The 22,058-nt window shown below is 60.1% G+C and carries 21 protein-coding genes and 1 pseudogene; 10 read left to right on the top strand and 12 right to left on the bottom strand.

What is annotated here, in order from left to right; all coding sequences use genetic code 11:
• Window positions 1-18 precede the first annotated feature (18 nt).
• Genes BLA15945_RS25270 through BLA15945_RS25245 form a run of 6 tightly spaced genes read left to right on the top strand, consistent with a single transcriptional unit; the run spans window position 19 to window position 5,099 of the window.
• On the top strand, window positions 19-1,092 hold the full coding sequence (locus BLA15945_RS25270; protein ID WP_174993643.1) for an ABC transporter ATP-binding protein: 1,074 nt from the start codon (window positions 19-21) through the stop codon (window positions 1,090-1,092).
• Window positions 1,093-1,132: 40 nt separating this feature from the next.
• A complete protein-coding gene (locus tag BLA15945_RS25265) occupies window positions 1,133-1,951 on the top strand; it encodes a transporter substrate-binding domain-containing protein (RefSeq protein WP_059241015.1) in 819 nt (272 codons plus the stop codon).
• A 43-nt stretch (window positions 1,952-1,994) separates the two neighbouring features.
• Window positions 1,995-2,759 carry an amino acid ABC transporter permease gene (locus BLA15945_RS25260; RefSeq protein ID WP_174993642.1) on the top strand — a complete coding sequence of 255 codons (765 nt, stop codon included), beginning with the start codon at window positions 1,995-1,997 and terminating at the stop codon, window positions 2,757-2,759.
• The gene (locus BLA15945_RS25255) at window positions 2,756-3,412 is read left to right on the top strand and encodes an amino acid ABC transporter permease (RefSeq protein WP_174993641.1); all 657 of its coding nucleotides are present in this window, start codon (window positions 2,756-2,758) and stop codon (window positions 3,410-3,412) included. Before BLA15945_RS25260 ends, BLA15945_RS25255 begins: the two co-directional genes overlap by 4 nt.
• A gap of 41 nt (window positions 3,413-3,453) precedes the next feature.
• Window positions 3,454-4,179 (top strand): amino acid ABC transporter ATP-binding protein, encoded by a 726-nt coding sequence (locus tag BLA15945_RS25250; RefSeq protein WP_174993640.1) that lies wholly within the window; start codon window positions 3,454-3,456, stop codon window positions 4,177-4,179.
• A gap of 47 nt (window positions 4,180-4,226) precedes the next feature.
• Complete coding sequence (locus BLA15945_RS25245; protein WP_059241019.1) at window positions 4,227-5,099, top strand: LysR substrate-binding domain-containing protein; 873 nt, start codon at window positions 4,227-4,229, stop codon at window positions 5,097-5,099.
• 363 nt (window positions 5,100-5,462) lie between these two features.
• Here BLA15945_RS25245 and BLA15945_RS25240 read toward each other — a convergent pair whose 3' ends face one another.
• A complete protein-coding gene (locus BLA15945_RS25240) occupies window positions 5,463-7,391 on the bottom strand; it encodes a collagenase (RefSeq protein WP_233464294.1) in 1,929 nt (642 codons plus the stop codon).
• A gap of 250 nt (window positions 7,392-7,641) precedes the next feature.
• Here BLA15945_RS25240 and BLA15945_RS25235 point away from each other — a divergent pair.
• Window positions 7,642-8,771, top strand: a protein-coding gene (locus BLA15945_RS25235; RefSeq protein WP_174993639.1) for an IS3 family transposase whose coding sequence is annotated in 2 segments (ribosomal slippage) — window positions 7,642-7,903 and window positions 7,903-8,771 — 1,131 coding nt in all. Because the reading frame shifts where the segments join, the coding sequence is not laid out codon by codon here.
• Window positions 8,772-8,927: 156 nt separating this feature from the next.
• On the opposite strand, the gene BLA15945_RS25230 is transcribed toward BLA15945_RS25235, so the two are convergent.
• From BLA15945_RS25230 to BLA15945_RS25215, 4 genes and pseudogenes are all read right to left on the bottom strand, one after another.
• Window positions 8,928-9,221 (bottom strand): toxin-antitoxin system YwqK family antitoxin, encoded by a 294-nt coding sequence (locus BLA15945_RS25230; protein ID WP_081052145.1) that lies wholly within the window; start codon window positions 9,219-9,221, stop codon window positions 8,928-8,930.
• A 937-nt stretch (window positions 9,222-10,158) separates the two neighbouring features.
• Window positions 10,159-10,419, bottom strand: coding sequence for a PAAR domain-containing protein (locus tag BLA15945_RS25225; protein WP_174993638.1), 261 nt, complete (start codon window positions 10,417-10,419; stop codon window positions 10,159-10,161).
• 9 nt (window positions 10,420-10,428) lie between these two features.
• The gene (locus BLA15945_RS25220) at window positions 10,429-11,934 is read right to left on the bottom strand and encodes a type VI lipase adapter Tla3 domain-containing protein (protein WP_174993637.1); all 1,506 of its coding nucleotides are present in this window, start codon (window positions 11,932-11,934) and stop codon (window positions 10,429-10,431) included.
• Window positions 11,935-12,040: 106 nt separating this feature from the next.
• A pseudogene (locus tag BLA15945_RS25215) lies at window positions 12,041-12,478 on the bottom strand (integrase core domain-containing protein); the annotation flags it as partial.
• A gap of 1 nt (window position 12,479) precedes the next feature.
• Between BLA15945_RS25215 and BLA15945_RS25210 the strand changes: the two are divergent.
• Together BLA15945_RS25210 and BLA15945_RS25205 are read left to right on the top strand one after the other, a co-directional pair.
• Window positions 12,480-12,830 (top strand): effector protein Tle3 domain-containing protein, encoded by a 351-nt coding sequence (locus BLA15945_RS25210; RefSeq protein ID WP_174993636.1) that lies wholly within the window; start codon window positions 12,480-12,482, stop codon window positions 12,828-12,830.
• 38 nt (window positions 12,831-12,868) lie between these two features.
• On the top strand, window positions 12,869-13,174 hold the full coding sequence (locus BLA15945_RS25205; RefSeq protein ID WP_174993614.1) for a hypothetical protein: 306 nt from the start codon (window positions 12,869-12,871) through the stop codon (window positions 13,172-13,174).
• Here BLA15945_RS25205 and BLA15945_RS38050 read toward each other — a convergent pair.
• The 7 genes from BLA15945_RS38050 to BLA15945_RS25170 form a co-directional block, all read right to left on the bottom strand.
• Window positions 13,056-13,337 carry a PAAR domain-containing protein gene (locus tag BLA15945_RS38050; protein WP_174993635.1) on the bottom strand — a complete coding sequence of 94 codons (282 nt, stop codon included), beginning with the start codon at window positions 13,335-13,337 and terminating at the stop codon, window positions 13,056-13,058. The two genes, BLA15945_RS25205 and BLA15945_RS38050, sit on opposite strands and share 119 nt — an antisense overlap.
• Window positions 13,338-13,436: 99 nt before the next feature.
• A complete protein-coding gene (locus tag BLA15945_RS25195; protein WP_174993634.1) occupies window positions 13,437-13,643 on the bottom strand; it encodes a hypothetical protein in 207 nt (68 codons plus the stop codon).
• Window positions 13,644-14,324: 681 nt separating this feature from the next.
• Window positions 14,325-15,050 (bottom strand): hypothetical protein, encoded by a 726-nt coding sequence (locus tag BLA15945_RS25190; protein ID WP_174993633.1) that lies wholly within the window; start codon window positions 15,048-15,050, stop codon window positions 14,325-14,327.
• Window positions 15,037-16,551: an N-acetylmuramidase family protein gene (locus BLA15945_RS25185; RefSeq protein ID WP_233464292.1), complete on the bottom strand. Its 1,515-nt coding sequence runs from the start codon at window positions 16,549-16,551 to the stop codon at window positions 15,037-15,039. Before BLA15945_RS25185 ends, BLA15945_RS25190 begins: the two co-directional genes overlap by 14 nt.
• 42 nt (window positions 16,552-16,593) lie before the next feature.
• The gene (locus BLA15945_RS25180; RefSeq protein ID WP_174993632.1) at window positions 16,594-19,491 is read right to left on the bottom strand and encodes a type VI secretion system Vgr family protein; all 2,898 of its coding nucleotides are present in this window, start codon (window positions 19,489-19,491) and stop codon (window positions 16,594-16,596) included.
• Window positions 19,492-19,833: 342 nt separating this feature from the next.
• A complete protein-coding gene (locus tag BLA15945_RS37745; RefSeq protein ID WP_233464290.1) occupies window positions 19,834-20,082 on the bottom strand; it encodes a hypothetical protein in 249 nt (82 codons plus the stop codon).
• Window positions 20,083-20,420: 338 nt separating this feature from the next.
• Window positions 20,421-20,753, bottom strand: a complete 333-nt coding sequence (locus tag BLA15945_RS25170) for a hypothetical protein (protein WP_233464288.1) — start codon at window positions 20,751-20,753, stop codon at window positions 20,421-20,423.
• A gap of 744 nt (window positions 20,754-21,497) precedes the next feature.
• Between BLA15945_RS25170 and msrB the strand changes: the two genes are divergently transcribed.
• Window positions 21,498-22,028: a peptide-methionine (R)-S-oxide reductase MsrB gene (gene msrB / locus BLA15945_RS25165; protein ID WP_059241029.1), complete on the top strand. Its 531-nt coding sequence runs from the start codon at window positions 21,498-21,500 to the stop codon at window positions 22,026-22,028.
• Window positions 22,029-22,058: the final 30 nt, after the last annotated feature.

Genomic DNA, 22,058 nt, shown 5'->3' with positions numbered 1-22,058 from the left:
CCCGCGCAAGGACCCCTCATGACCCAGCTCATCCTCCAGAACGTGACGAAGCGCTTCCATCAGGCGTATGCGGTCGATCACGTCGACCTGTCGGTGCCGGACGGCAAGCTTGTCTGCTTCCTCGGCCCGTCCGGCTGCGGCAAGACCACGCTGATGCGGATCATCGCCGGCCTGGAAACGCCGACCTCCGGCACCCTGACGTTCGCCGGCCACGACCTCACGAACGTGCCCGCCAACCGGCGCGACTTCGGCATGGTGTTTCAGTCGCTCGCGCTGTTTCCGCACATGACCGTCGCGCAGAACATCGCGTACCCTCTGCGGCTGCGCAAGACGGCCAAGGCCGCGCAGGCGCGGCGCGTCGCCGAGTTGCTGGAGTTGATCCAGCTTCCGCACATGGCCGACCGGCTCGTCACGCAACTCTCGGGCGGGCAGCGCCAGCGCGTCGCGATTGCACGCGCGATCGCGTCGTCGCCGCGCCTGCTGCTGCTCGACGAACCGTTGTCGGCGCTCGACGCGAAGCTGCGCGAGGCGATGCAGGTCGAGATCCGGCTGCTCCAGCAACGGCTCGGCATCACGACGATCATGGTCACGCACGACCAGCGCGAAGCGATGACGATGGCCGACGAGATCGTCGTGATGGAGAAAGGCCGGATACAGCAGGTGGGCCGGCCGCTCGACATCTACCGCGATCCGGTCAACGAATTCGTCGCCGACTTCATCGGCCTCGGCAACATCCTACCGGTCGCGTGCGACGGAGACGACGCGATCGTGCTGCCGGGCGGACAACGGCTCGCGATCCGGCGCGCGCCCGACGCGCCGCGCGCGGACGACGCCGTGCGCCTGCTGATTCGCCCCGAGGACGTGTGCGTGCGCGCGGCCTCGGTCTCGCCGTCCGCGCCGAACACGCTCGCCGGCACAGTCACGTTCGTGCGCGACGTCGGCGCGTCGATCGAGGCGACGATCGATTGCCGCGGCTTCACGCTGACGGCCGCGACGACGCCGCGCGAAACGCCCGACCTGCACGTCGGCATGCCGGTCGCCGCCGAGCTACCCGCGCATGCATGCAAGCTGATCGCCGCACGCGGCGCCTGATTTCCTGTTCTTTCCCCAGCGCAGCAACAAGGACTCCATCATGAACGCATCGACCCAAGCCCACCGTCTCGTGCGACGCCTGCTCGCCCGCACCGCCCTCGTCTGCACCTGCGCGGCGGGTCTCGCCGCCGTCGCGCCGCTCGCACATGCCGACGCACTCGACACGATCGCGAAATCCGGCGTCGTGCGCATCGGCGTGTTCGAGGACTACCCGCCGTTCGGCTCGATCGGCCCCGACATGAAGCCGCAAGGTTACGACATCGACATGGCGACGCTGATCGGCAAGGCGCTCAACGCGAAGGTCGAGCTCGTGCAGGTCACCGGCGACAACCGGATGGCCTATCTCGCCGACCGCAAGACCGACATGCTGTTGTCGGTCGGACAGACGCCGGAACGCGCGAAGGTGATCGACTTCTCGAACGCATACGCGCCGTACTACCTTGCGGTATTCGGCCCGAAGTCGCTCGCCGTGAAGGGCACCGCCGATCTCGCCGGCAAATCGGTCGCGGTCGCGCGCGGTACGCTCGAAGACCTGAGCGTCAGCAAGGTCGCGCCGCCGAGCGCGACGATCAAGCGCTTCGACGATCCGAACGGTGCGATCGCGGCGTTCCTGTCGGGACAGGCGCAGCTGCTGGTGGTCGGCAACGACGTCGGCGCAACGATCATCGCGCGTCATCCGTCGATCGATCCGGAACAGAAGTTCTCGCTGTTCAGCTCGCCCGATCACGTCGGCCTGAACAAGAACGAAGCGCGCCTGATGCAGAAGGTCAACGACGCGATCGCCGGCGCGAAGAAGAGCGGCACGCTGAACACGTTGTCGCAGAAGTGGCTGCACGCGGCGCTGCCGGCCGACCTGTGATGCGCGCCGCCCCCGCCCCGTATTCACGACGAAAGGCATCGCGATGACCTACGTGTTCGACTTCAGCGATTTCGGCCTCTACGCCGGCATGCTTGCGCGCGGAATCGGCGTGACGCTCGGCCTCACCGCGGCCGCCACCGCGCTCGGCGGCCTGATCGGCACCGCCGGCGCATGGACCGCACTCGCCGGCCCGCGCTGGGCGCGTGCGCTCGTCTCGGCCTACGTCGAGCTGATCCGCAATACGCCGTTTCTGGTCCAGTTGTTCTTCATCTTCTTCGGGCTGCCAGCAATCGGCGTACACATCGACGAAGCGCAGGCGGCCGTGCTGGCCATGACGGTCAACCTGGGCGCGTATGCGGTCGAGATCCTGCGCGCAGGCATCGAATCGGTGCCGCACGGGCAAGTGCAGGCCGCGCGGGCGCTCGGGCTGCACGGCCGGCAGGTATTCGGTCACGTCGTGCTGCCGCAGGCGCTCGCGAATGTGTACCCCGCGCTGCTCGGGCAGGTACTGATCGTGATGCTCGGCTCGGCCGTCGTGTCGCAGATCTCGGTGCCCGACCTGACCTACGCGGCGAACTTCATCCAGTCGCGCAATTTCCGTGCGTTCGAGATCTACATCGTCGTGACCGCAATTTACCTGCTGCTGTCGATCGCGCTGCGTATGTTGCTCAATCGCATCGGCCGGCGACTGTTCTCGGGCCGCACGGCGCACGGCGCGGCCGCCGCACCGCGGCGCACCTGCATTGCCCGCCTCGCGTGGCGCGCCCGCTCCCCTGAAACCGGCCTGTCGACGGAGCGTGCACGATGATCGAATTCACCTTCCAGGATATTGCGTGGAACCTGCTGCTCGCCGCACGCTGGACCTTGCTGCTGTCGCTGATCACGTTCGTCGGCGGCAGCATCGGCGGCTTCGCGCTGCTCGCGATGCGCATCTCGGCGTCGGCCGCGCTGCGCCGCTTCGTGATCCTGTACGTCGAGGTATTCCAGGGCACGCCGTTGCTGATGCAACTGTTCCTAGGATTTTTTGGATTGCCGCTCATCGGCATCGACGTGACGCCATGGGTCGCCGCGTCGGTCGTGCTGACGCTGAACGCCAGCGCCTATCTGGCCGACATCTGGCGCGGCTGTGTCGACGCGGTACCGCGCGGCCAATGGAGTGCGGCGGCAAGCCTTGGCATGACGTGGACTCAGCAGCTGCGCTACGTGGTGTGGCCGCAGGCGTGGAAGATCGCGCTGCCGCCGACCGTCGGTTTCCTCGTGCAGGCGGTGAAGAGCACCGCACTCACGTCGATCATCGGGCTGACCGAACTGACCAAGACCGGCAACATCATCACCAACGCGGTATTCAAGCCGTTTCCGATCTATGCGATGGTCGCGCTGCTCTACTTCGCGATGTGCTTCCCGTTGACGTGGTACGCCCGCGTGCTCGAACGCCGCTACCGCGTCGCGAAGGCACGCTGAACCGGCGCCACGCGCGCCTCATTACGATGCAGGTATCCCCCATGATTTCCATCAGCAACGTTTCGAAGTGGTACGGCCAGTTTCAGGTCCTCACCGACTGCACGACCGAGGTCAACAAAGGTGAAGTGGTCGTCGTGTGCGGCCCGTCGGGCTCGGGCAAGTCGACGCTGATCAAGACCGTGAACGGCCTCGAGCCGTTCCAGCAGGGCGAGATCCTCGTGAACGGCCAGTCGGTCGGCAACAGGAAGACGAACCTGTCGAAGCTGCGCTCGAAGGTCGGGATGGTGTTCCAGCATTTCGAGCTGTTCCCGCACCTGTCGATCACCGAGAACCTGACGCTTGCGCAGGTCAAGGTGCTCGGCCGCGGCAAGGACGAGGCGAACGAGAAGGGCATGAAGCTGCTCGATCGCGTCGGCCTGAAGGCGCACGCGCACAAGTTTCCCGGCCAGTTGTCGGGCGGTCAGCAGCAGCGTGTCGCGATCGCGCGCGCGCTGTCGATGGACCCGATCGCGATGCTGTTCGACGAACCGACGTCCGCGCTCGATCCCGAGATGATCAACGAAGTGCTCGACGTGATGGTCGAACTCGCGCAGGAAGGGATGACGATGATGGTCGTCACGCACGAGATGGGCTTCGCGAAGAAGGTCGCGCATCGCGTGATCTTCATGGACAAGGGCGCGATCGTCGAGGACGACCGCAAGGACGATTTCTTCTCGAATCCGAAATCGGAACGCGCGAAGGACTTCCTCGCGAAGATCCTGCACTGAGCCATGCCGCGGCGCATCCTGCCGTCCGTTCCACGCCAGCCCTTCCGATGAAACGACTTCCTTCCCTCAACGCGCTGCAGATCTTCGACATCGTCGCCCGCAACGGCAGCTTTACGCGCGCCGCCGAGCAGCTGTGCCTGACGCAGGGTGCCGTGAGCCGGCAGATCCTCGCGCTCGAGGGCTTCTACCAGTTCCCGCTGTTCAAGCGCACGCCGAAGGGCCTGACGCTGACGGTGGAAGGCGAACTGCTGCTGCCGACGGTGCGCGAAAGTTTCGCGCGCATCGAAGAGGTGTCGATGCGCCTGTCGCGCCGGCGCACCGAGCTCGCGCTGAAGGTGCCGACTTGCACGATGCAATGGATGCTGCCGCGCATCATGCGGTTCCAGGCCGAGCACCCCGAACTCCAGGTACAGATCACGACGACCTGGGACCATCACGTCGATTTCCGCATGGAACCGTTCGATGCCGCGGTGATCTACGCGGCCGGCGCCGGCCCCGACATGCATGCGATCCCGCTGTTCGACGAGCAGCTGACGCCCGTCTGTGCGCCGGGCCTGCTCGAGCGGCAGCCACTGGCCAGTCTCGACGACCTGGCCGGTCATACGCTGCTGCATCCGACCCGCGATCATCGGGACTGGAAACGGTGGCTCGACCATGCTGGCGCGCCTCACGTCGATTCGACGCGCGGGTTGAGCTTCGAAACGCTGGACCTTGCGACGCAAGCGTCGATCGACGGTTACGGCATCGCGATCGGCGACCGGACGCTGGTGGACGAAAACGTGGCGGCGCACCGGCTCGTGATGCCGTTCGACATCTCGCTCCCGACTGGGATGGGGTATTACTTCGTGTATCCGGGCGGGTCCGGGCAGCCACAGAAGATCCAGCTGTTCGGCGACTGGATCGCAGACGAGCGCGCGTGACGCCCCCTCAGGCAGACAGGTCCGCGAACGCAGCATTCTCGACCGCTTGGATGAACCGGGTCATTCAGTTCAGATCGAGTGCGCAGGTCTGCTCGGCATGAAGTCGACTGGGATGACGATGCGAGTCGGAACCTTGACCCTGCCTCGTTTCCACGTACAGCAACGTGTGCAGCGATCGAGCTGGCCTCGTAGTCGACCTGGGTACCTGCTCTTTATCTGACAAGACTCGACGAACACACCCACGCCAAGACCTACGCTCGCGCTTTCCGGATCGGTGGCGGTCGACCGAGAGTGGCGTTCGCCTCACTTGCGCCGGGCGCCACGGTGACCGGCATCCGATCACGCGGCGCCCGCCCGTGCCTGTCAGCGCTTCGCCGGCACCGGCGGCTCGCCCGCCGTCGTCGCGTTGCGCGCCCAGTCGGCGAACTCGGTGTCGTAGCGATTGCCGATGTACGCGACATAGTTTGCGTAGCCGTCGTAATCGCCCACCCGGAAGCGCGACACGATCGTGTCGACGTCCGCGCGATGGCGCTCGAACATGAAACGCGTCGCCATGTAGCCCCACCGGTACGCGCGCGCAATGTAGTCACTCGACGCGTAACGCGTGCCGAGCACGTCCGAGAACCGGTACGCGCCCGTGCGCACCGCGTCGATCGACTCCGGGTTGTCGTTCTTTCTCGACAGATATTCGGCCACGCCTTCGATCCACCACACGGTCGGCTTCGCGGTGCTCACCGAGAAGTCGCCCGCCATGTCGTAGCGGCCGTCGAGATAGTGCGTGAACTCGTGCTCGAGGTTCCACACCTTGAACTCGGGCCGCAGCCACGACGCCTCGTGCGCGATGAAGCGCGCCTGGTTGCCGGGCGCGGACGGATCGCCCTCGAGATACATGCCACCGTTGTCGGTGCTGATGCCGTAGATCACCGACGCGTATTTTCGATAGTTCGCGTAGTCATCGAAAATGACGAGTTCGATCGTGTCGTTGCGATCGCCCGCGACCGGCTTGCGCCCGGTCTTCATCATCCGGTGGAAGTAGTCGTCCTGCTGCGCGACCGCCGTGCAGACGGACCGCAGCTGCGGCATCGTCATGTCCTGCGCGAGAATGCGCACGCCCGCGTTGCACGCGTAGCGATTCGAGAGCACCGCGTCGGCCAGCCGCTTCTTGTAGTCGCAGGTTCCGTAGTCCGCGCAGTGGCCCGGATCGCCGTAGTCGACCGCTTCCGCCGCCGCGAGCCAGAGATCGCTGTCCGCGCCCGACATGCTCGTCGACGCGAGCATGTCCTGGATCATTTTCTTCACGCGCGGCTTCTGCGTCGGATAGCGGAGGAAGCGAAACGTTTCGCGCGCCGCGTCGGCCAGCTGATAGGCGGCGCTCGTGTTCGACAGGCTCACGCGGTTCGCAGTGACGAAGCGATCGAGCGTCTCCGGGAGCGTCGCGTCGTTGTCGAGCATCGGCTGCGCGCCGCTGCGCTGGTGCGCGTAGAAGAACACCGTGAGCAAACCGGTGAAGCCGCCCGCCGCACTGCGCTGCAGCAGCGGCGCCGCAGCCTGCGGATTCGCCGCGCTCACGGTGTACGACGCGATGCGGATCTTCAGCGTCGGCAGGTAGTACGCTTCATCCCGCATGTTCGTGATGAGCTTCATCAGCTCGTTCGCGGTGCTCGGCGCACGCGAATTGTCGCGATAGAGCGCATCGCCCTCCAGGCTTTGCTTGATATACGGGCGCAGCGACACCGCGAGATCCGGAATCGGGTTGGCAATGCCCGATACGTCATATTGGTAATAAGCGGAGCGCAGGTAAATCAGCAAATTGACCAGGATCAAATTGCTCGCGTCGTATTTATAGATTTCCTGCACGAAACGACTCGCGACGGCGTGAACGTTCTCGGCATTGAAAATCTGCGTGGCCTGCGCTTTGTCGACCGAGAACAAGCCGTAATGGCATTCGTAATCGGGAAGATTCGCGATGTAATCGGCGAGCGCCGCGCCGCGATACTGGGTCATCACCGACATGTCGCGGCAATCGGCGCCCGACGCGCTGCGCTTGCTGCGCGTGGCCGGCTGCTTCAACTGCGACGGCTTGGTCAGCGCCGCGCGATCCTGCTGGCTGAGCGGCAGGTTGTACTGGGCCTGTTCGGGCGACACCGGCAGATTCTGCGGCACGCGAGGCATGCGCGCCTGCTTTGGTTGCGTCGTCGGAGACGGCTCGGTATTGGCCGACGCGGCGCCGGCCAGCCCCACGAATACCGACAACGCGACGATGGCCGACCAGCGATGATTATTTTGACGCACCTCGTTAATTGCCACTTTATCTTCTCTCGGTTGTTTTTGAGAAACCAAGATATAACATTACATATTGTAATGTCAATTTAATCGACGCGACGCAGATAAGCCTAGATTGTATTTATTATTCGCCAATTAAAATCTATTTCCGAAATAATTCAGCCGATCGCCCGGGCGTGACCCTAGCCCACAAAACTGTCCCATTTTGAAAGTGGAAAATTCCGGCATGACGTTGTCATCGAGACCAGGAGGTCATGCCGTGAAGAAGAGCAAGTTCACCGACGAGCAGATCACATACGCGTTGAAGCAGGCCGAGCTGGGCACGCAGGTCGCGAAGGTCTGCCGCAAGATGGGGATCAGCGACGCGACGTTTTACAACTGGCGGACGAAGTACGGCGGGCTTTCACCCTCGGAGCTGCGCCGGCTGAAGCGGCTTGAGAAAGAGAACGCGAAGCTCAAGCGGCTCGTGGCCGATCTGTCGCTGGACAAGGCCATGCCGCAGGACGTGCTGTCAAAAAAACTCTGAAGCCTTCTCGGCGCCGTGAGCTTGTCACGGACTTGATGCAACGTTTCGGCGCAAGCCAGCGGCAGACCTGCGCGTTGTTGCAGCTATCCCGCACGGTCTACCGTTACGAGTCGGTCGCGCGGGATCAGGGCGCGCTGGAGATGCGCATCAAGGAGATCACGGAAGTGCGGGTGCATTATGGTGCGCCCCGCGTGTACGTGATGCTTCGCCGGGAAGGCTGGAGGGACAACCATAAGAGAGTAGAACGCGTGTATCGCGAACTGGGCCTTTCGTTGCGCCACAAGCGACCCCGTCGAAACAAATCCGCTCGGCGCCGACGGCCGAAGCAGTCAGTGAACGCAATCAACGAAATCTGGAGTATGGATTTCGTCGCTGACGCGCTGTTTGACGGTCGACGCTTGCGCACCCTCACGATCGTGGACAACTACACGCGGGAATGCTTGGCGATTGAAGTCGATGGCTCGTTGCGTGGTGAGCACGTTGTCGCCGCGCTGACTCGGCTTGCACATCATCGTCCGCTTCCCCGCTATATCAAGGCAGACAATGGCAGCGAATTCATATCGAAGGCGCTCGACAAATGGGCGTACGAGAATGGCGTGGAGATTGACTTCTCGCGTCCTGGCAAGCCGACCGACAATGCGAAGAACGAATCCTTCGACGGACGCTTCCGGGAGGAATGCCTCAATGCGCATTGGTTCTTGTCGTTGGAGGATGCCAGACACAAAATCGAGGTCTGGCGCGAGTACTCTAACGAGGCGCGCCCTCACTCTGCGCTGCAGTGGATGACGCCGGCGGAATTCGCCCGCCAGTGCACCGATCGGGCCGATTCGGCCCACCCCGAAGAGTCGGAATTTTCCAACTAATACCGGGACGGAAATTGGGCTAACCTCAAGCACGCAAACTACGGCAGCACCTGCATCCGTCACGCCAATGATGCAGCAGTGCCTGCGCCTTTTCTGACAAAGGTTAGCGTAGATAGTTACGCTGAGACCTACGCTCGCCGCTGTCGAGATCGGTCGTCACTTTATCTCGCGTTGCCCTTCAGTGTCCCAATACGTCCAGTTCTCTGCTTCGGTTCCGTGATCGTAATCCCCAAGGGCGGCTAGTTGTCCGTTTGGATGGAAATCCTTCCAGACTCCGTGCTCAACGCCGTGTTCGTAGGTTCCTTCAGACGCGAGCGTGCCGTCCTCTCTGTATTCAACGAAGAGGCCGTGTCGAATCCATCGCCGCCCATCAGCGGCCAGGTATCTGCTATAGCGGTATCTAAGCGCACCGCTTGGATACAAAATTTCCGCGATGTTCAATTCCACCATTACGCCCTCCGCTTTGCACCTCTTCGTCAGCCAGCACATCATTCAAGACTGCGCCGTAATCGCGACATCATTATGTTGCCCATGTGAGACGAGCATTGCGCGAGCGACTTTGCCAGCTCCTGTTCATAAGGAATGTCAAGACTCTCGACCCCGTGAACAATGCTCCACTGCACTCCCGCCCCATCACTATCGGGGAATCGTTCAAAAAGGCCGAATAGAACACTGAACGACTTTTCCGACACCCCGACGCTCCAGAGATCTTCCAAAAGACGCTCGAGCGGTAACCAGTCCCCACCAGCTGGACTAAATTGGGCGATTTGAGAAAGAACCTCTTGCTCTGACCGAAACGGGCGAAGCTGACTGTCGACGCACATGATGGGTGGTAGATAGCTCGCAAGGGCTTTCGTGTTGACTTGACTGAGGAATTGTTGCCGATCCAGTCCTGGTTGTCGAACATGCACTGCGAGCGGCCCATCGTGATCGGTGACAATTGGCCGGATGGCGAACTTGGAGCGGTCCCGTTCAGGCCACTGGTAAACTCGGGCAGCCGACCGTAGCATCCGAGCCGCCATCGGCTATACACGCCTCCAGGCCGTAGCCCGGGCGCGGCGCCGCCACCGAACGATTCGCAAACCACAAATCGCATATAAATCATAGCTCTACGGTCGGGCGGGGGAGCGTACGATGCAAATTGACGACTTTGCTTCGGACATAGACGAAGTGACGACATTATTTCGGTGAGGTTGTCGATAAAACTGTCAACTCGGACTCCAAGAGCCACGTGCAACGGACACCTCGGATTGACATCTTTGCTTTGCTCTACGGCATGTGACTGGTCTACGGCTTCACGCTTCCCGTCTTGGCCCACCGGGCGATCCCCAGTTCGCACGCGCTCGTGAGCACGACGCCATTGGCCGTGCCATGATAAGTCACCCGATCAGCCGCCCGTGTTGGTTTGGCTTGCGATTAACTTCGCGCCACAAGCCAACTCGTCGCCATCACACGCGGCTGGCTGGCCGTCGAAACAGCCACGACCCGATACCTTCGCGATGGTCGTCGGACCGTGAATTTCGCAAATCGCAGGATCGTGTAAGCGCGCGATCGCTCGACCCTTGATCCGAGAGTGGGGCGCGCCCGACAGGACGCGCCCCCCATGACTATGGGTATCGCCCTCGAGGACGTAGGGTTTATCGCTCACGACTAGCCCCTAAAAATCCCAGCTGAACGTCTGTGGGTTTGCTTTGCGAGACGCTTCGTCCGGTGGTGTCAGCATCACGATCGTGCCGTGAAGCGGGTCGCGCAGGTTCACCAACGCGCTCGTTTTGCCGTCGCCGTAATCCAACATCAGTGCGAGCGCGAGTTGAACCCAAGTCGAGCTCGTCCCGGTGTCGCCTCCAATTCGACGTTGCATGTCGAATGCATCTTTCGGGTCATCCAGATCGATGTGCTGCGGATTGTCGTGGAGCGACTGCACCAGTAGCGCCAACTGGCTGTTCGACGCGCCAGTGTCGTAGAACATGCGGCCCGGCTGGCCGCCAGTCGGAAGTGTGTCCAGTGCCTGCTGCCAACCCGCACGTAGTTTCTCGATTTTTTCGCCCTTCTTCAGCGATTCGCCGTGGCCGTCGCTGAGATCCACCCGTACCGGCCGATGCAGATAGGCCAGCACCGGCCAGTCGTCATACTCTTTCAACTGCCAGGTCGTCCATGGAATCGGCACCCACGGATTCGGTTTGAAACCTTCCGGCGCTTTCAGCGGCGTGGTCTTCCAAAATTCCGGCAGCTTCGATTGCCAGTAGTCCCAGGGCATTTCTTTATGCGTTGATTCGCCGGCAGCGTCGCTTGCTGCCCAATAGGCTTTCTGTTCGGCCCAAAAGTAATTCCATAGCTTGATTACGTCGTACTGCGTCTTGGTGTTGTCGATCGCTTCCGGCGCGTCAACCGTGTATGGTCGGATCAGTTTGTCGACACGGTCCTTGCGTGTCACCAGCAACGCTACGAAGCTATCGGGGCGTTTCGGTACGAAATTGCCATTTTTACGCTGCTGCTCGACATCTACTTCGCCAGGAGTGCGTAGGTATGCCCGGGTATTCAACCCATCCTCGATCAGCAGCACGACTGCTGGCAGGTCTGGATGCTGATCGAAGAAGTTGAATACACGTGACATTACTTCGTCACCATGTTCGGTATGGATCTCATCGAGACGAATGTAGAGGGTGTTGCCAATGCCGGCACCGTTGTCGGCGCTGCTGATATGCGTTGCCATGCGATCCGCATCAATGTTGTTCTCATCTCTCGGCGGGCCAGCCACGATAACAGGTATTGGCCAGTAATCCGTCCAGTTGCGCAGCGTGTAGCCGAACACATTGTTTTCGCGTTGTCCCTCAGCGGACATCCGCGCCATGGCTTCCCACGGGTACTCTTTCGGATCCTGCAGCAGCAGTTTGCCATTCACGCCGGCCTCATCGAGCCGCATCAGTAGCGCGCGCTGGCGGAAGCGATCGACCGTGACACCGAAGCGACGGATCTCCAGCGTGAAGCGCGGATCGCGAGCGGCGGCGGCAGCGATTGCATCGTCATGAACGGCGGTGGCCTGCACAGCCGCCGGATCAAACGAGCGTGGCGCCTGTTGGCGTGCCCACACACTGTAGCCGGCATACACGATGCCGCCAATCAGAGCGATCGGTAGCAGCCAGAGCATCACGCGTTGAGTCATTGGTATGGTTCCCCAGGATAGAGTGCTGCTCACGGTGAGCAGCTTCAATATGGCGGCCCAGAGCAACGCCAGGACCATCTGACCCGCGGCGGAATTTTGTCGCCAATCAGGCAGTGAGTCTCGCGTCGATATTATCGGAATCCAGCCAGGCTCGACGGACCGTGGCGGGAGGTTGATAGCGATGTGCGCTATGGGGTCGGCGCTCGTTGTAGAACTGTCGCCAGCGTTCGATGAGCACCTTGGCTTCGGCGCGGCTGCGGAACCATTCCCGGTTCAGCAATTCGTCACGCAGTTTGCCGTTGAAGCTCTCGACGAACCCGTTTTGCCACGGACTGCCTGGCGTGATGAAGGCCGGGCCGATTGCAGCATCTCGCAGCCAGCGCATGACCTTGACGGCGGTAAATTCGGCGCCGTTGTCCGACCGTACGAACGCAGGCTTGCCGTACAGCCGCCTCAGTCGCGACAGCCTCAGAATCACATCCTGCGACCGCAAGCTGGCGCCGACCTCGATCGCCAGGCACTCGCAGGTGTATGCGAACAGCACGGTGAAGGCCTATCGCGAGAGTACCGAGAAGAACAATCCGACCAACCATTCGATAACAATGACGAATCCGATGCATGCCGAAAAAGCGCTCGCCTATGATGTGGCGATCGGCGTGTGTCTGTTGACGTCGCAGGATTGGGCCGACTTGCGCATTGAGGCCGATTGGCGATTCAGCAGCAGCGTAAGTCAGGCTACTCCAAGCAAAAAATACTCAGAGTATTTCGGTAAAGGAACGATGAGCAACACGCCACTCGACGCATGGGTCAAGAGCGATCCGGATGCGGTGATGCCGAAACGCATCTCGGATGAACGAGACGGGTCGTGGGTGCTCGATGTGTCTCGCTTCCTATGAGTGCGCTGTCTTCGACATGGCCGCGCCGGATCGGCGCTGTGGTGCTGGTGCTGATAGCCTTTGGCGTCGCGGCGCTTTCGCTCTACTATTCGACTCGGGTTGCCGGCCAACCCTTGACACCTGAGGGCTTAATGAAGCAACTGTTCGTGCTGCCGATTTTGATCATTGTGGCTGCCGTGGCGCTCGGCGTCGCGTTCATGAAGTCTCGTGCGCCCAAGGCGGCGTCTACTGAAGCGGTGCCCGCTGCCGTTGCAGCACCGGCTCAAAACATGCCGTTTCGTGCACAGGTGGTCGGTCTCGCGTGGCTAAACCCGCTCCAGCGCCGTGACTACCCTCCACGGTGAAATCGGAATCGCCTTCCACAATCACACACTCGCCTTGGATAGGGCAGGTGCAGCGGTCGCCGATTCGTGCGACTGGCCGTCCCGTCACCTCGCTGTTCGAAGCACCGGACTCAACGCGCCCGCCGTGACTGTGTACGTCTCCCACCTGAATTACACCGCGCATGCAAGCGCCTGTCCCCGGTTCCTGTTTGACGTTGACCCGTCGCGCAATCACATCGCACTTCTATCATTACGACACCCCCTGCAAGGTGGCCATCTCGGTTCATTTCGGCGCTCTGAATGCTTTGACCAAGCCCACGACGATCAGGATGAGTCCGACCACCGCCATTAAAACGGGCACAGAAAAGACCAACGTTAACTGCGTATCGTTTTGAATATGCCACTGGTCGAATGCACCAATGGCCATAAAGACAATGAAGACAGAGAACAGCCCGATCCCCGCGATAACCAGCCCAACGCCCCACCCCATGAGCTGCTGATGGCGAGAGGGTCTATACGTTCTCGGTTCCATAATAGTTCCCCACAACGAAAGCGAACGACGCGCGAATCAGCGGGCCGTGCGCCGCACCCGATCTAACGCATCATTCGCGTGCTCAGTGGTTATTGCTTTGCCCGGACTGACTGTGAGCGCGCCCTGAATGCGTTGACCAGGCCGACAACGATCACATCGATTCCTGCTACCGTGACCAGAGCAGGCACGATGACAATTAACGAAACCTCATCGATCCGAATCTGAAGCTTATCGAAGCTCCAATTGCCAGGGCAACGATACAGAAAGAGAGGATGGCGATTCCCGCGACAACCATCCCACCACCCCACGCCAGCATTTGGCGATGACGTGACTGTCTGCACACCTCCGAATTCCCCCCATTTATGAAGCAGGCGACATGCTAATCGGCACATGTCCGAGCCGGCTATGCCCGGTCTCCACCACATCTAGAAGGTATAGCCCTGTTCGTAGGAGCAATCGTCGAGACTGGTGTATGCGGCCTGGTCGACACGATCCGGCTGCCAACGGCTGAGGAGTCGGTGAGCTTTCAATCGCCGGGGTTGCATCTCTGAAGGGAATATCCTTCGGAGACTGATTGTGCCATGAGCCCTCTAGCCGGAAGAGTGCACGAAAATCAAGCCCCCGATATAGCGGCGCTCACTACTGCAATTCTGCTTTCAGGGAGCTGGGAAAGGGGTTTGAAATATCTAGATCCCGGACCCAACCAGTTGTGATTTTCTTAGGGTCCGTGCTCTCAATCATCATATTTGGATTAATGTAACGGACAAAAGAATATTTCCCTTTTCTGGAAATTACCGCGACCCAATCTCCAGGCACAAGATATTTTACTTCCTTCCCCGAACCTGGTGCTTTGTGAAGGAATGTCTTCCGAGAAATGACGGCAATCCCTATCGCTTCAAGTTCGGTTGTAGGTTCAAACTGCTCAGCTCCACGCGTACCTGGCTTGGCAGTAAATATGCCTGCAACGCTTAGACATCCCCCCTGTGGGGAGTTCGTCGTTAGTCCTACTGCGCCGTCACCTATATACAGGACGCCATCGATACTCGCATCAGGATTTCTGTTTTTATATGAAAACGTGCCGTCACCTGGCCTCTTGTACGCCGAAATATAAAAAGTCTTGCTCTTGAGAGCCGTAACGCCATCGTAATCATGATTTTTTACGATGCGAGAATTCGCAAAAAACATGAAGCTGCATGAAAATTGATCCTGATATGCATTGTAATATCCATAAATATCATCTCCTGATTTATAGGTTACAAAATCAGGATCGCTATAGATGGTGAGCGTACCAGAAAATGCAATCTCCGGCGCGAATGCAAGCGTCCCAAGGGTGACCAATATCCTAAATAGTTTACTTAAATTCATTGTAGAATTTACTCATCGATGCAGCGTAAGAAGGAGGGGCGTTGTTGCCGTTGTATGCTGCTGCAAAATTAGCCCAATTTTTATCCTTGAGCGCAGTTATAGCATTTTTGTTCATCTTGCAGTATGCAACAAAAAGATCGAGCTGCCCATCGATTCCTTGCATGGAGAGATTGGCCAGTTCTACTGGACTTGCGTACCCCATCTCCTCCCAAAATATACCCATGATTTGGAAGGCGCCCCATGAACATGCCATAATAGCGCAATCCCGATTGAGCGCACACGCGCGAAAGAGTCGCTCATACTGATACATGATCTGCTCATCTTCTAGATTCGCCCACCCGCTTTCGTCTTTCTCGCCGTTCTGGTAGTCGCCTTGTGCTGGGAAACAGAGATTCGGATATTTAGGAAATGGATTTGTCTCCTTTCTAAAAAGAGCCGGTGCTTCCATTCGCCTCTCCTTCGGCAAACTGGCCCTCATAAACATATGCCGTTCATAACGAATTTTTGGCAGGCCGTTCACGCAAAAACCAGAACCATGACTCTCCGTCATCGCAACTGCTTTGATTGCAGCTACCTCGCATGAAAGATCTTTGGCTACCTGCTTGTACTTCTCGTCGGTAATTTCGAGGTTCTTGGGATAGTTCAGTCTCGTCCCCAGGACGTTGAGCACGACTGTTCGCGGTTTCCCTGTTTCCACTACCTTGTAGTGGTGCTCGACGGTGATTTTCGTCTTTTTCTTGTGTGTTTTGGCGTCGACGGTCACTTCCTTATTTTTCGTCGGGAAGTCCTTCTTCAGCAAACCTTGTTCGGTTACTTTTTGAGAAAATGTAATATATTGAGAAAACTCATTCAGCAAGCGATCAAACGTCATGATCTCGCCCTGCTTTACAACAGGGAGATTCAATTCTTGCTCAAAATCGTCTTTAGGTGTGGGCTTTGTCGTCGCCTCAAGGTGAAACTCAGGGCTAATGATGGTAAACGCGTTGATATCTTTCTTCGGCACAACCTTCGCTTTCCACGCGTACTCTCCACGTCGATTTTTAACGAAGACGTCGATCGGTTGATTGCGCACGGCATTGGTGATCGTCGCCGCATAACCGTCCTTGTCACTTGTCGCCTCAAGAGTGTTGTCAGAAATGGGGGGCGGAGGCGGAGGTGGCGGCGCTGCCGGCTTTGCGGCGGCAGGCGAGGGTGCGTTGGTGCCTGATGCAGCCTGTCCGGCGGTCGCCGCCGTCGAAGTCGCCGCTGGAGCAGAAGCCGAGGCTGGAGCGGACGCCGCGCCAGGTGCTGCGGTCGCTGCGCTTGGCGCGGGAGCCGGGGGCGGCTCCTGTACTTTCGTCGGATCCGGTCCGGCCACCCAGGGCGGTGCTGGGGGGGTGCCAGTGCCGACCTTGAACTGCACGGAAAGTCCCTCGATGGGCGTGTGCATCACGTCCTGAAACATAAACATTACTGCCACGCCAGCTTTCGGCGCGGCATCCTGTGTTTGATTAGTTGCCACATGTGCTCCTGATGAGGTTCGAATCCGGCCGTCCTGGCGTCATTAGCCGATTTGCGGCAGGTCGGACAATTCGTTGGCACCACTCGGCGCTTCATAATCGTACGCGGCCTCCAGAGCGCCCCACTCGCCACCGCCTACTTCGCACTTAACCTTCGTAGGTTCCGGCGTATGAACGGCTGCCGTGACCCCGTCGAGTAGTCCGCCCTGCTGCTGGATCGTCGTGCCGTCCGGCATATAGATGCGGTACGTCTGCGCCTCCAGACTTTGGCCCAAACCGAGATTCGCGATTACGGAGGAGACATCAAAGATCTGCGTATATTCATGCGCGGAGTTTTGCGCCAGCGTACTGACGGGTAGTGCTGGCATCGCGTAACGCATGCTCGCCGGGCCACTGAAGGAATGCTGCGCGCCCTTGAACTCGACCGTTCCGGGGGCATGTCCCCGGATATTTCCGCCTTCCAGGGTGATCGACGCACCGCCAGCTGTCAGTACCAGCTTTCCGCCGGCGGCGATTTCGATGTCACCTTGAGACAGTAGTTTGAGGACTGCTTTGGCGATCACCTCGACGTCAGCGTCATGGGACTGAATTTGCACCGGCCCTTTGCTGAACAATCTGATCGCCGTCTGGGAGAACATCCCAATCGCCTTGGCGGCATTGACGATGAACGCACCCGCCGTGCCGATATGTGTGTTCAGACCGCTGACCAGATTGATATGGCGATCAGCCGTCATGTGCAGCGAGTCTTGCGTAGAGGTACCGACGCCGAACGGACTGGCGAGCAGCAGAATCGCCTTCTTGAAGGCGTTCGCGCTTCCTGTTCCTCCGCCGGCAGTACGTCCACCGCTGGCTTCCGGCGCCTCCGACTGCTGCGTAGCGTCGCTGAACTGTTTGAGCGAATCGTGGCTGTCTTGCAGGCTGTCAGCGTGGTGTTGGACGCCGACATTCGACAGTGTCTCAACGATACTCTCAGCACCGATCAACTGGCCCTGTGCTTCCTTGACGTCGAGCTGGTCATCGTTGTGCGCCTTCGGGTACGTGCCGATATATGCACCGCGATTCGCGCGCAAACCGAGGTAGTCGTCCGTATGCAGTAGCGCGCCCTTTCCGAGGTATCGGCCGCGGGCGTTCTTGTTGCCCGTATGGTCGACCAAGACGCCCTGGTGATACAGACTGTAGCTATTCCCGACCTTGCCCGTGTACGTCGTCAGGCGCGTAGCCCCTTGATGAGTCGAATCGTCGTGGACGAATGCGTTATATGCGCCGCTCTTTCCGAAGCCGTTGGACATCAGTCCCGAGAGCAGGACGTTGGTATGCCACTGCGGCGATGTCGTCTGGGATGGGAGGCGGCCGAGTACATATGGTCGGTCGCAATCGCCCTGGAAATAGCCGACCAGCACCCATTCGCCCTTCCGGGGGACATGAACACCGCCGTACCCATATCCGGTGTCCGCCTGCATCACCAGCAGCGGCGGAGATGTCCGCAATAGGCCGGTCCCGCGGTGCTGATCCCACGGATAAGTCACGTAGATACGATTGCGCTCATCGGCCCACGCTTCTTCGTCATCAGGTCCGTTCACGAGCGCATGTTCGGCGTGCATCAGGGGCTTCCTATGCTCGAACGGACTGCGATATTCGATGCCGGTTCGCTGCGCTTCTACCTTGACAAAGTAGAAGCCGGCAAGGCCGTCGATCGGGTTGGCTTGTGAGTTGAACTGGCGGTCGTGGTCTCGACGCAAGTCGGACAAGTCACTTTGCAAGCTCAGAGGATAAGTCGCGGCATGGTTGGACACCGGCACATTGTTTTCGATGAACCATTCGGCCTCGACGACCAGGAATTCCCGGAGGTTCGGATCGACAGTCAAGTGCCGTGTGTGATGCTCGAGCGTGAATCGCAATCCGGCATCGATCCACCGCACACCGCCGACGCCTAAATAGCGGCGGGCGGCGGAAGTCCACGCTTCGGTTCGAGTGGATGCGCGCCGGCGCCCGTCATCCGAGTTTGGGTACGCATACGACAGTGCTTCTCGCACGATCATGGGCGCATATGGAACCTCACGCTTTACTTGCTGGCGTCGTTCTTCCGTCGTGTACGTGACTGCGCTATCGCCCAAATCACTTTGCACGGAATAATTGCGTTCCGGATCCTTGTAATTGAAGGAGGTCGTTGCGTAGGCAAGGCTTTGCGCGACCTGCAACGCTGCCCATTGCGTGAAGCCGTCTACCTCGCCACCTACGTTACCGTTAGCGAACTCGATAGGCTTAGCTTCAGGTAACGCGGAAAGGCGATCGACGATCACGAGCGTCGACACCCGCGGATCGCCTTCATATTGGACCGGAGCGTGCTCGAAGTAAAAGTACCAACCTTCGTCTTCGAGAATCCGGTGGAAGAAGTTCAGGTCGGTATCGCTCTGCCGCGTGTACGAGCGTACGCGCGGTTCGTCCATCAGGGCAAAACGTACGCACCCGGCCAATTGCGGATATGCACCAAGAAGCTCGACGATAATATCCCGTGCATTTTTATCAAACCAATGATCGTCCTTCCTCGCCTTCCCAAGAAAGAAGAGCGCCGACTCGAACTCAATTTGGTAGACGGTCAGGTTTCCGTCTTGCCCGAGAGTATGGAATTTGTGAACGAAGCCATGAATTGGACGATAAGTTGACGCAGTAAAGGGTGCTGAATTCTGCTGGATAAACAGTGTGACTGGCTGGTGTTCCAGTTCCAGATTGTCAATATCGTCACGCAACGAGACAACGTCGACTACCCAGCGATAGCCTCGTCCAATTCTGGACCAACCCTTCGCGCGCACGGGGATCAGGGTCTGCGCTCCAAGCGGGGAGCGGAACATGAGCAATCGCTCGTGCTGCATTAAGCCCCGGTGTATCGATTCGTACAGCGTGGTCGCCTGCAAATCGGCGGCGCCGACAGGTCGAAGAGCCATTTCTTTTCCTTGTCTCTCAGGTTCGACCGCCAAGAACGCGACGTCGGCGACGGTCAGCCACTGCGACTAAGTGTCGCTCGCGCGATTTTATCCAAAGTTGACCAGAGAGATTAGGCGGTTTATAGATTTGACAAAAATTTAAGTCTGATTTCCGATCAGAAAAGAGGATGTGGCCACGTTTTTGCAAATTATGTAATGTTAATGAAAGAATATTGGATAATCCCAGTGACGCGCCAACGTCAATGTAATGGCATTACGGCGATGCACGAGCAGATCGCTGGCTATGTCGCGCCAACCGAGTCAGGTTCCGGCACCACCACGGTGCGCCGGCGGCCTGTGGTGCTAGCGCTTGTCGCGAATCCGTTCAAGCCGCTCGAGCGCCTCGGCGAACACGCCGAGCGGAGCCCCGCGCAGCTGATCGTCGTGCCATGCGATCAGCGCGGCGACGAGCTCGTCCGTCTGCGGATCCAGACACCATTCGCCGCTGTCCCCGCCGCGCTCGAGCGCGTCGTTGATGCCGCGTTCGCTGGCCACCAGGATCTCAGTGCGTAGTTCGCGTTTGCGGGCCTCGTCGATAAGGCGAGCGAGCACGACCATCTGGAGCAGAACAGCGAGTCCGCGCGCCGAACCGGGTGCATGCGCAACGCTTCGAACGCCGCGTGATACTCCAGCGAGAGCTTTTCGGCCTGCTGATGGGGCATCGGAAGCAATAGGGTCTTGGCAAGCTTCGCGTGCGCGGAAGACCTGTGTCGTTGTACTGAGGGTGTTCGTCGGGTGGGCATCGTCATTTCTCGCCTAGCCCTCAATGGGCCTTTGGCAACTTCCTGTAGGCGTGGAGGATCCACGCAAGCCGTCTTCCCCAACTCGGCAAATGCGTGATCTGCACATTGACTGCTCGAGTCGGGATCTTTGTGTGGCGGAGAACGTGCTCACTGTTCCGCCAGATCCTCGAGATCGTCGCATTCATCGAAGAAGTCTCGCTGTCCGGGCAGCGGCGCCGGCGGCCGGCGCGCCGCGCGAGGCCGCGGATGGCCGGTGCGCTTCAGCGTTCGCGCGATCGCGTGCAGCTGCGCCCACATTTGATCCGCGTCAGCGGCCGACAACGTGTCGGCCGCTACCTCGAGTGCCCTGACGAGCGACTCAAGCTGCGCGGGCGCCGCGGTCAACACCGGGCGCGCATCTGCGCGCGCCTGGCTTTCCCGGTAGGCCGCAAGCCAGCGCAAGAGCGCCTTGCGCTCCTCTCGCGTCAACGCGTCGAGCAACCCAGGTGGTACTGGTTCGTCGGCGCGAAACGTGCCGAGCACGTGTTCGCGCCGACGGCCTCTACCCGGCTGCGGTGTGGGTGGTTCTACGCGTAGCACCTTGATCAGGTCACCCTGAGCGCCGTGCTCGGGCGCGTCACAACATTAGTTGCGTGAGCGGGACGGGCGCAGGGGCTTCGCAGGATGTCCCGAAATGAAGGGCAACATGGCCCTTACTATTTTCCCCTTCATTCCGCCGGATCCTACCTCGACATGGACCATTTCGGCGGAGCGCATCGTGCTCCTCTTTCACCGCATAACCGCGCACGTCCTAACTCGCCCCTGAAGTTTCTACGTAAAAACTGTCAAACTTCCGCGTCCACACGCGCACCACACGTCGGTCGCGCCAGCTTGCAAACTCATCCGTCTATCAATGCGCATCAGACGCTCGGTGTGATTCGCGACCGCAGTCAAACAACGCTTGCTTCCCAGCCTGATTTGATCGGCAAGCCAAAGTCCGGATTCGCCACGCAACTCGACGAACACTAAAACGACACCAAAAATCGCAGCGCGAACCGGTGCTCGGTAAAACATCGGCGGCGCACCCGCTAGAAGGCCCTTGCCGGTTGGGGTACGGACGGATTTCACCGCCCCCCACGAAACACCCCAGACATCACAATTCATTTAACTTTCCGTGAGGACTTCGACACCGGCCGTTGCCTACGATGGGCGCATGTTTTCAGGACCTGCTTTCAGGAGCCCGCCATGCCTACCCGCAGACATTTGCTGTTCGCCGGCGCCACCGGCCTTGCCGCGCTCGCGGCGCTGTCCTCCGCCGGTCGCCGCGCGCTGGTCGGCCGCGCGTTCGCCGCGCCGCCGGCCGGCGCACCGAAGGCCCCCCCTTTCGAGATCACGCTCAGCGACGCCGAATGGCATCGCCGGCTCACGCCCGCCCAGTACACGATCCTGCGCGAAGCCGGCACCGAGCGGCCATACAGCAGCCCGCTGAACGACGAGCACCGGGCCGGCACGTTCGCCTGTGCCGGCTGCGGCCTCTCCCTGTTCTCGTCCGCCACCAAGTTCGACAGCCATACGGGCTGGCCGAGCTTCTGGAAGCCGCTCGACCACGCGGTCGGCACCGACGCCGACACCACGTTCGGCATGGTCCGCACCGAAGTGCACTGCCGCCGCTGCGGCGGCCATCTCGGCCACGTGTTCGACGACGGCCCGCCGCCGACCGGCCTGCGCTACTGCATGAACGGCCTCGCGCTCGCCTTCCACCCGGCCGCCGCCTGATCCGGCCCCACTCCCGACCGACTGGAGAAC

It is taken from the genome of Burkholderia arboris (genome assembly GCF_902499125.1).
GTDB classification, from domain to species: Bacteria; Pseudomonadota; Gammaproteobacteria; order Burkholderiales; family Burkholderiaceae; genus Burkholderia; species Burkholderia arboris.
This window is presented reverse-complemented; position numbering and strand designations above follow the sequence as displayed.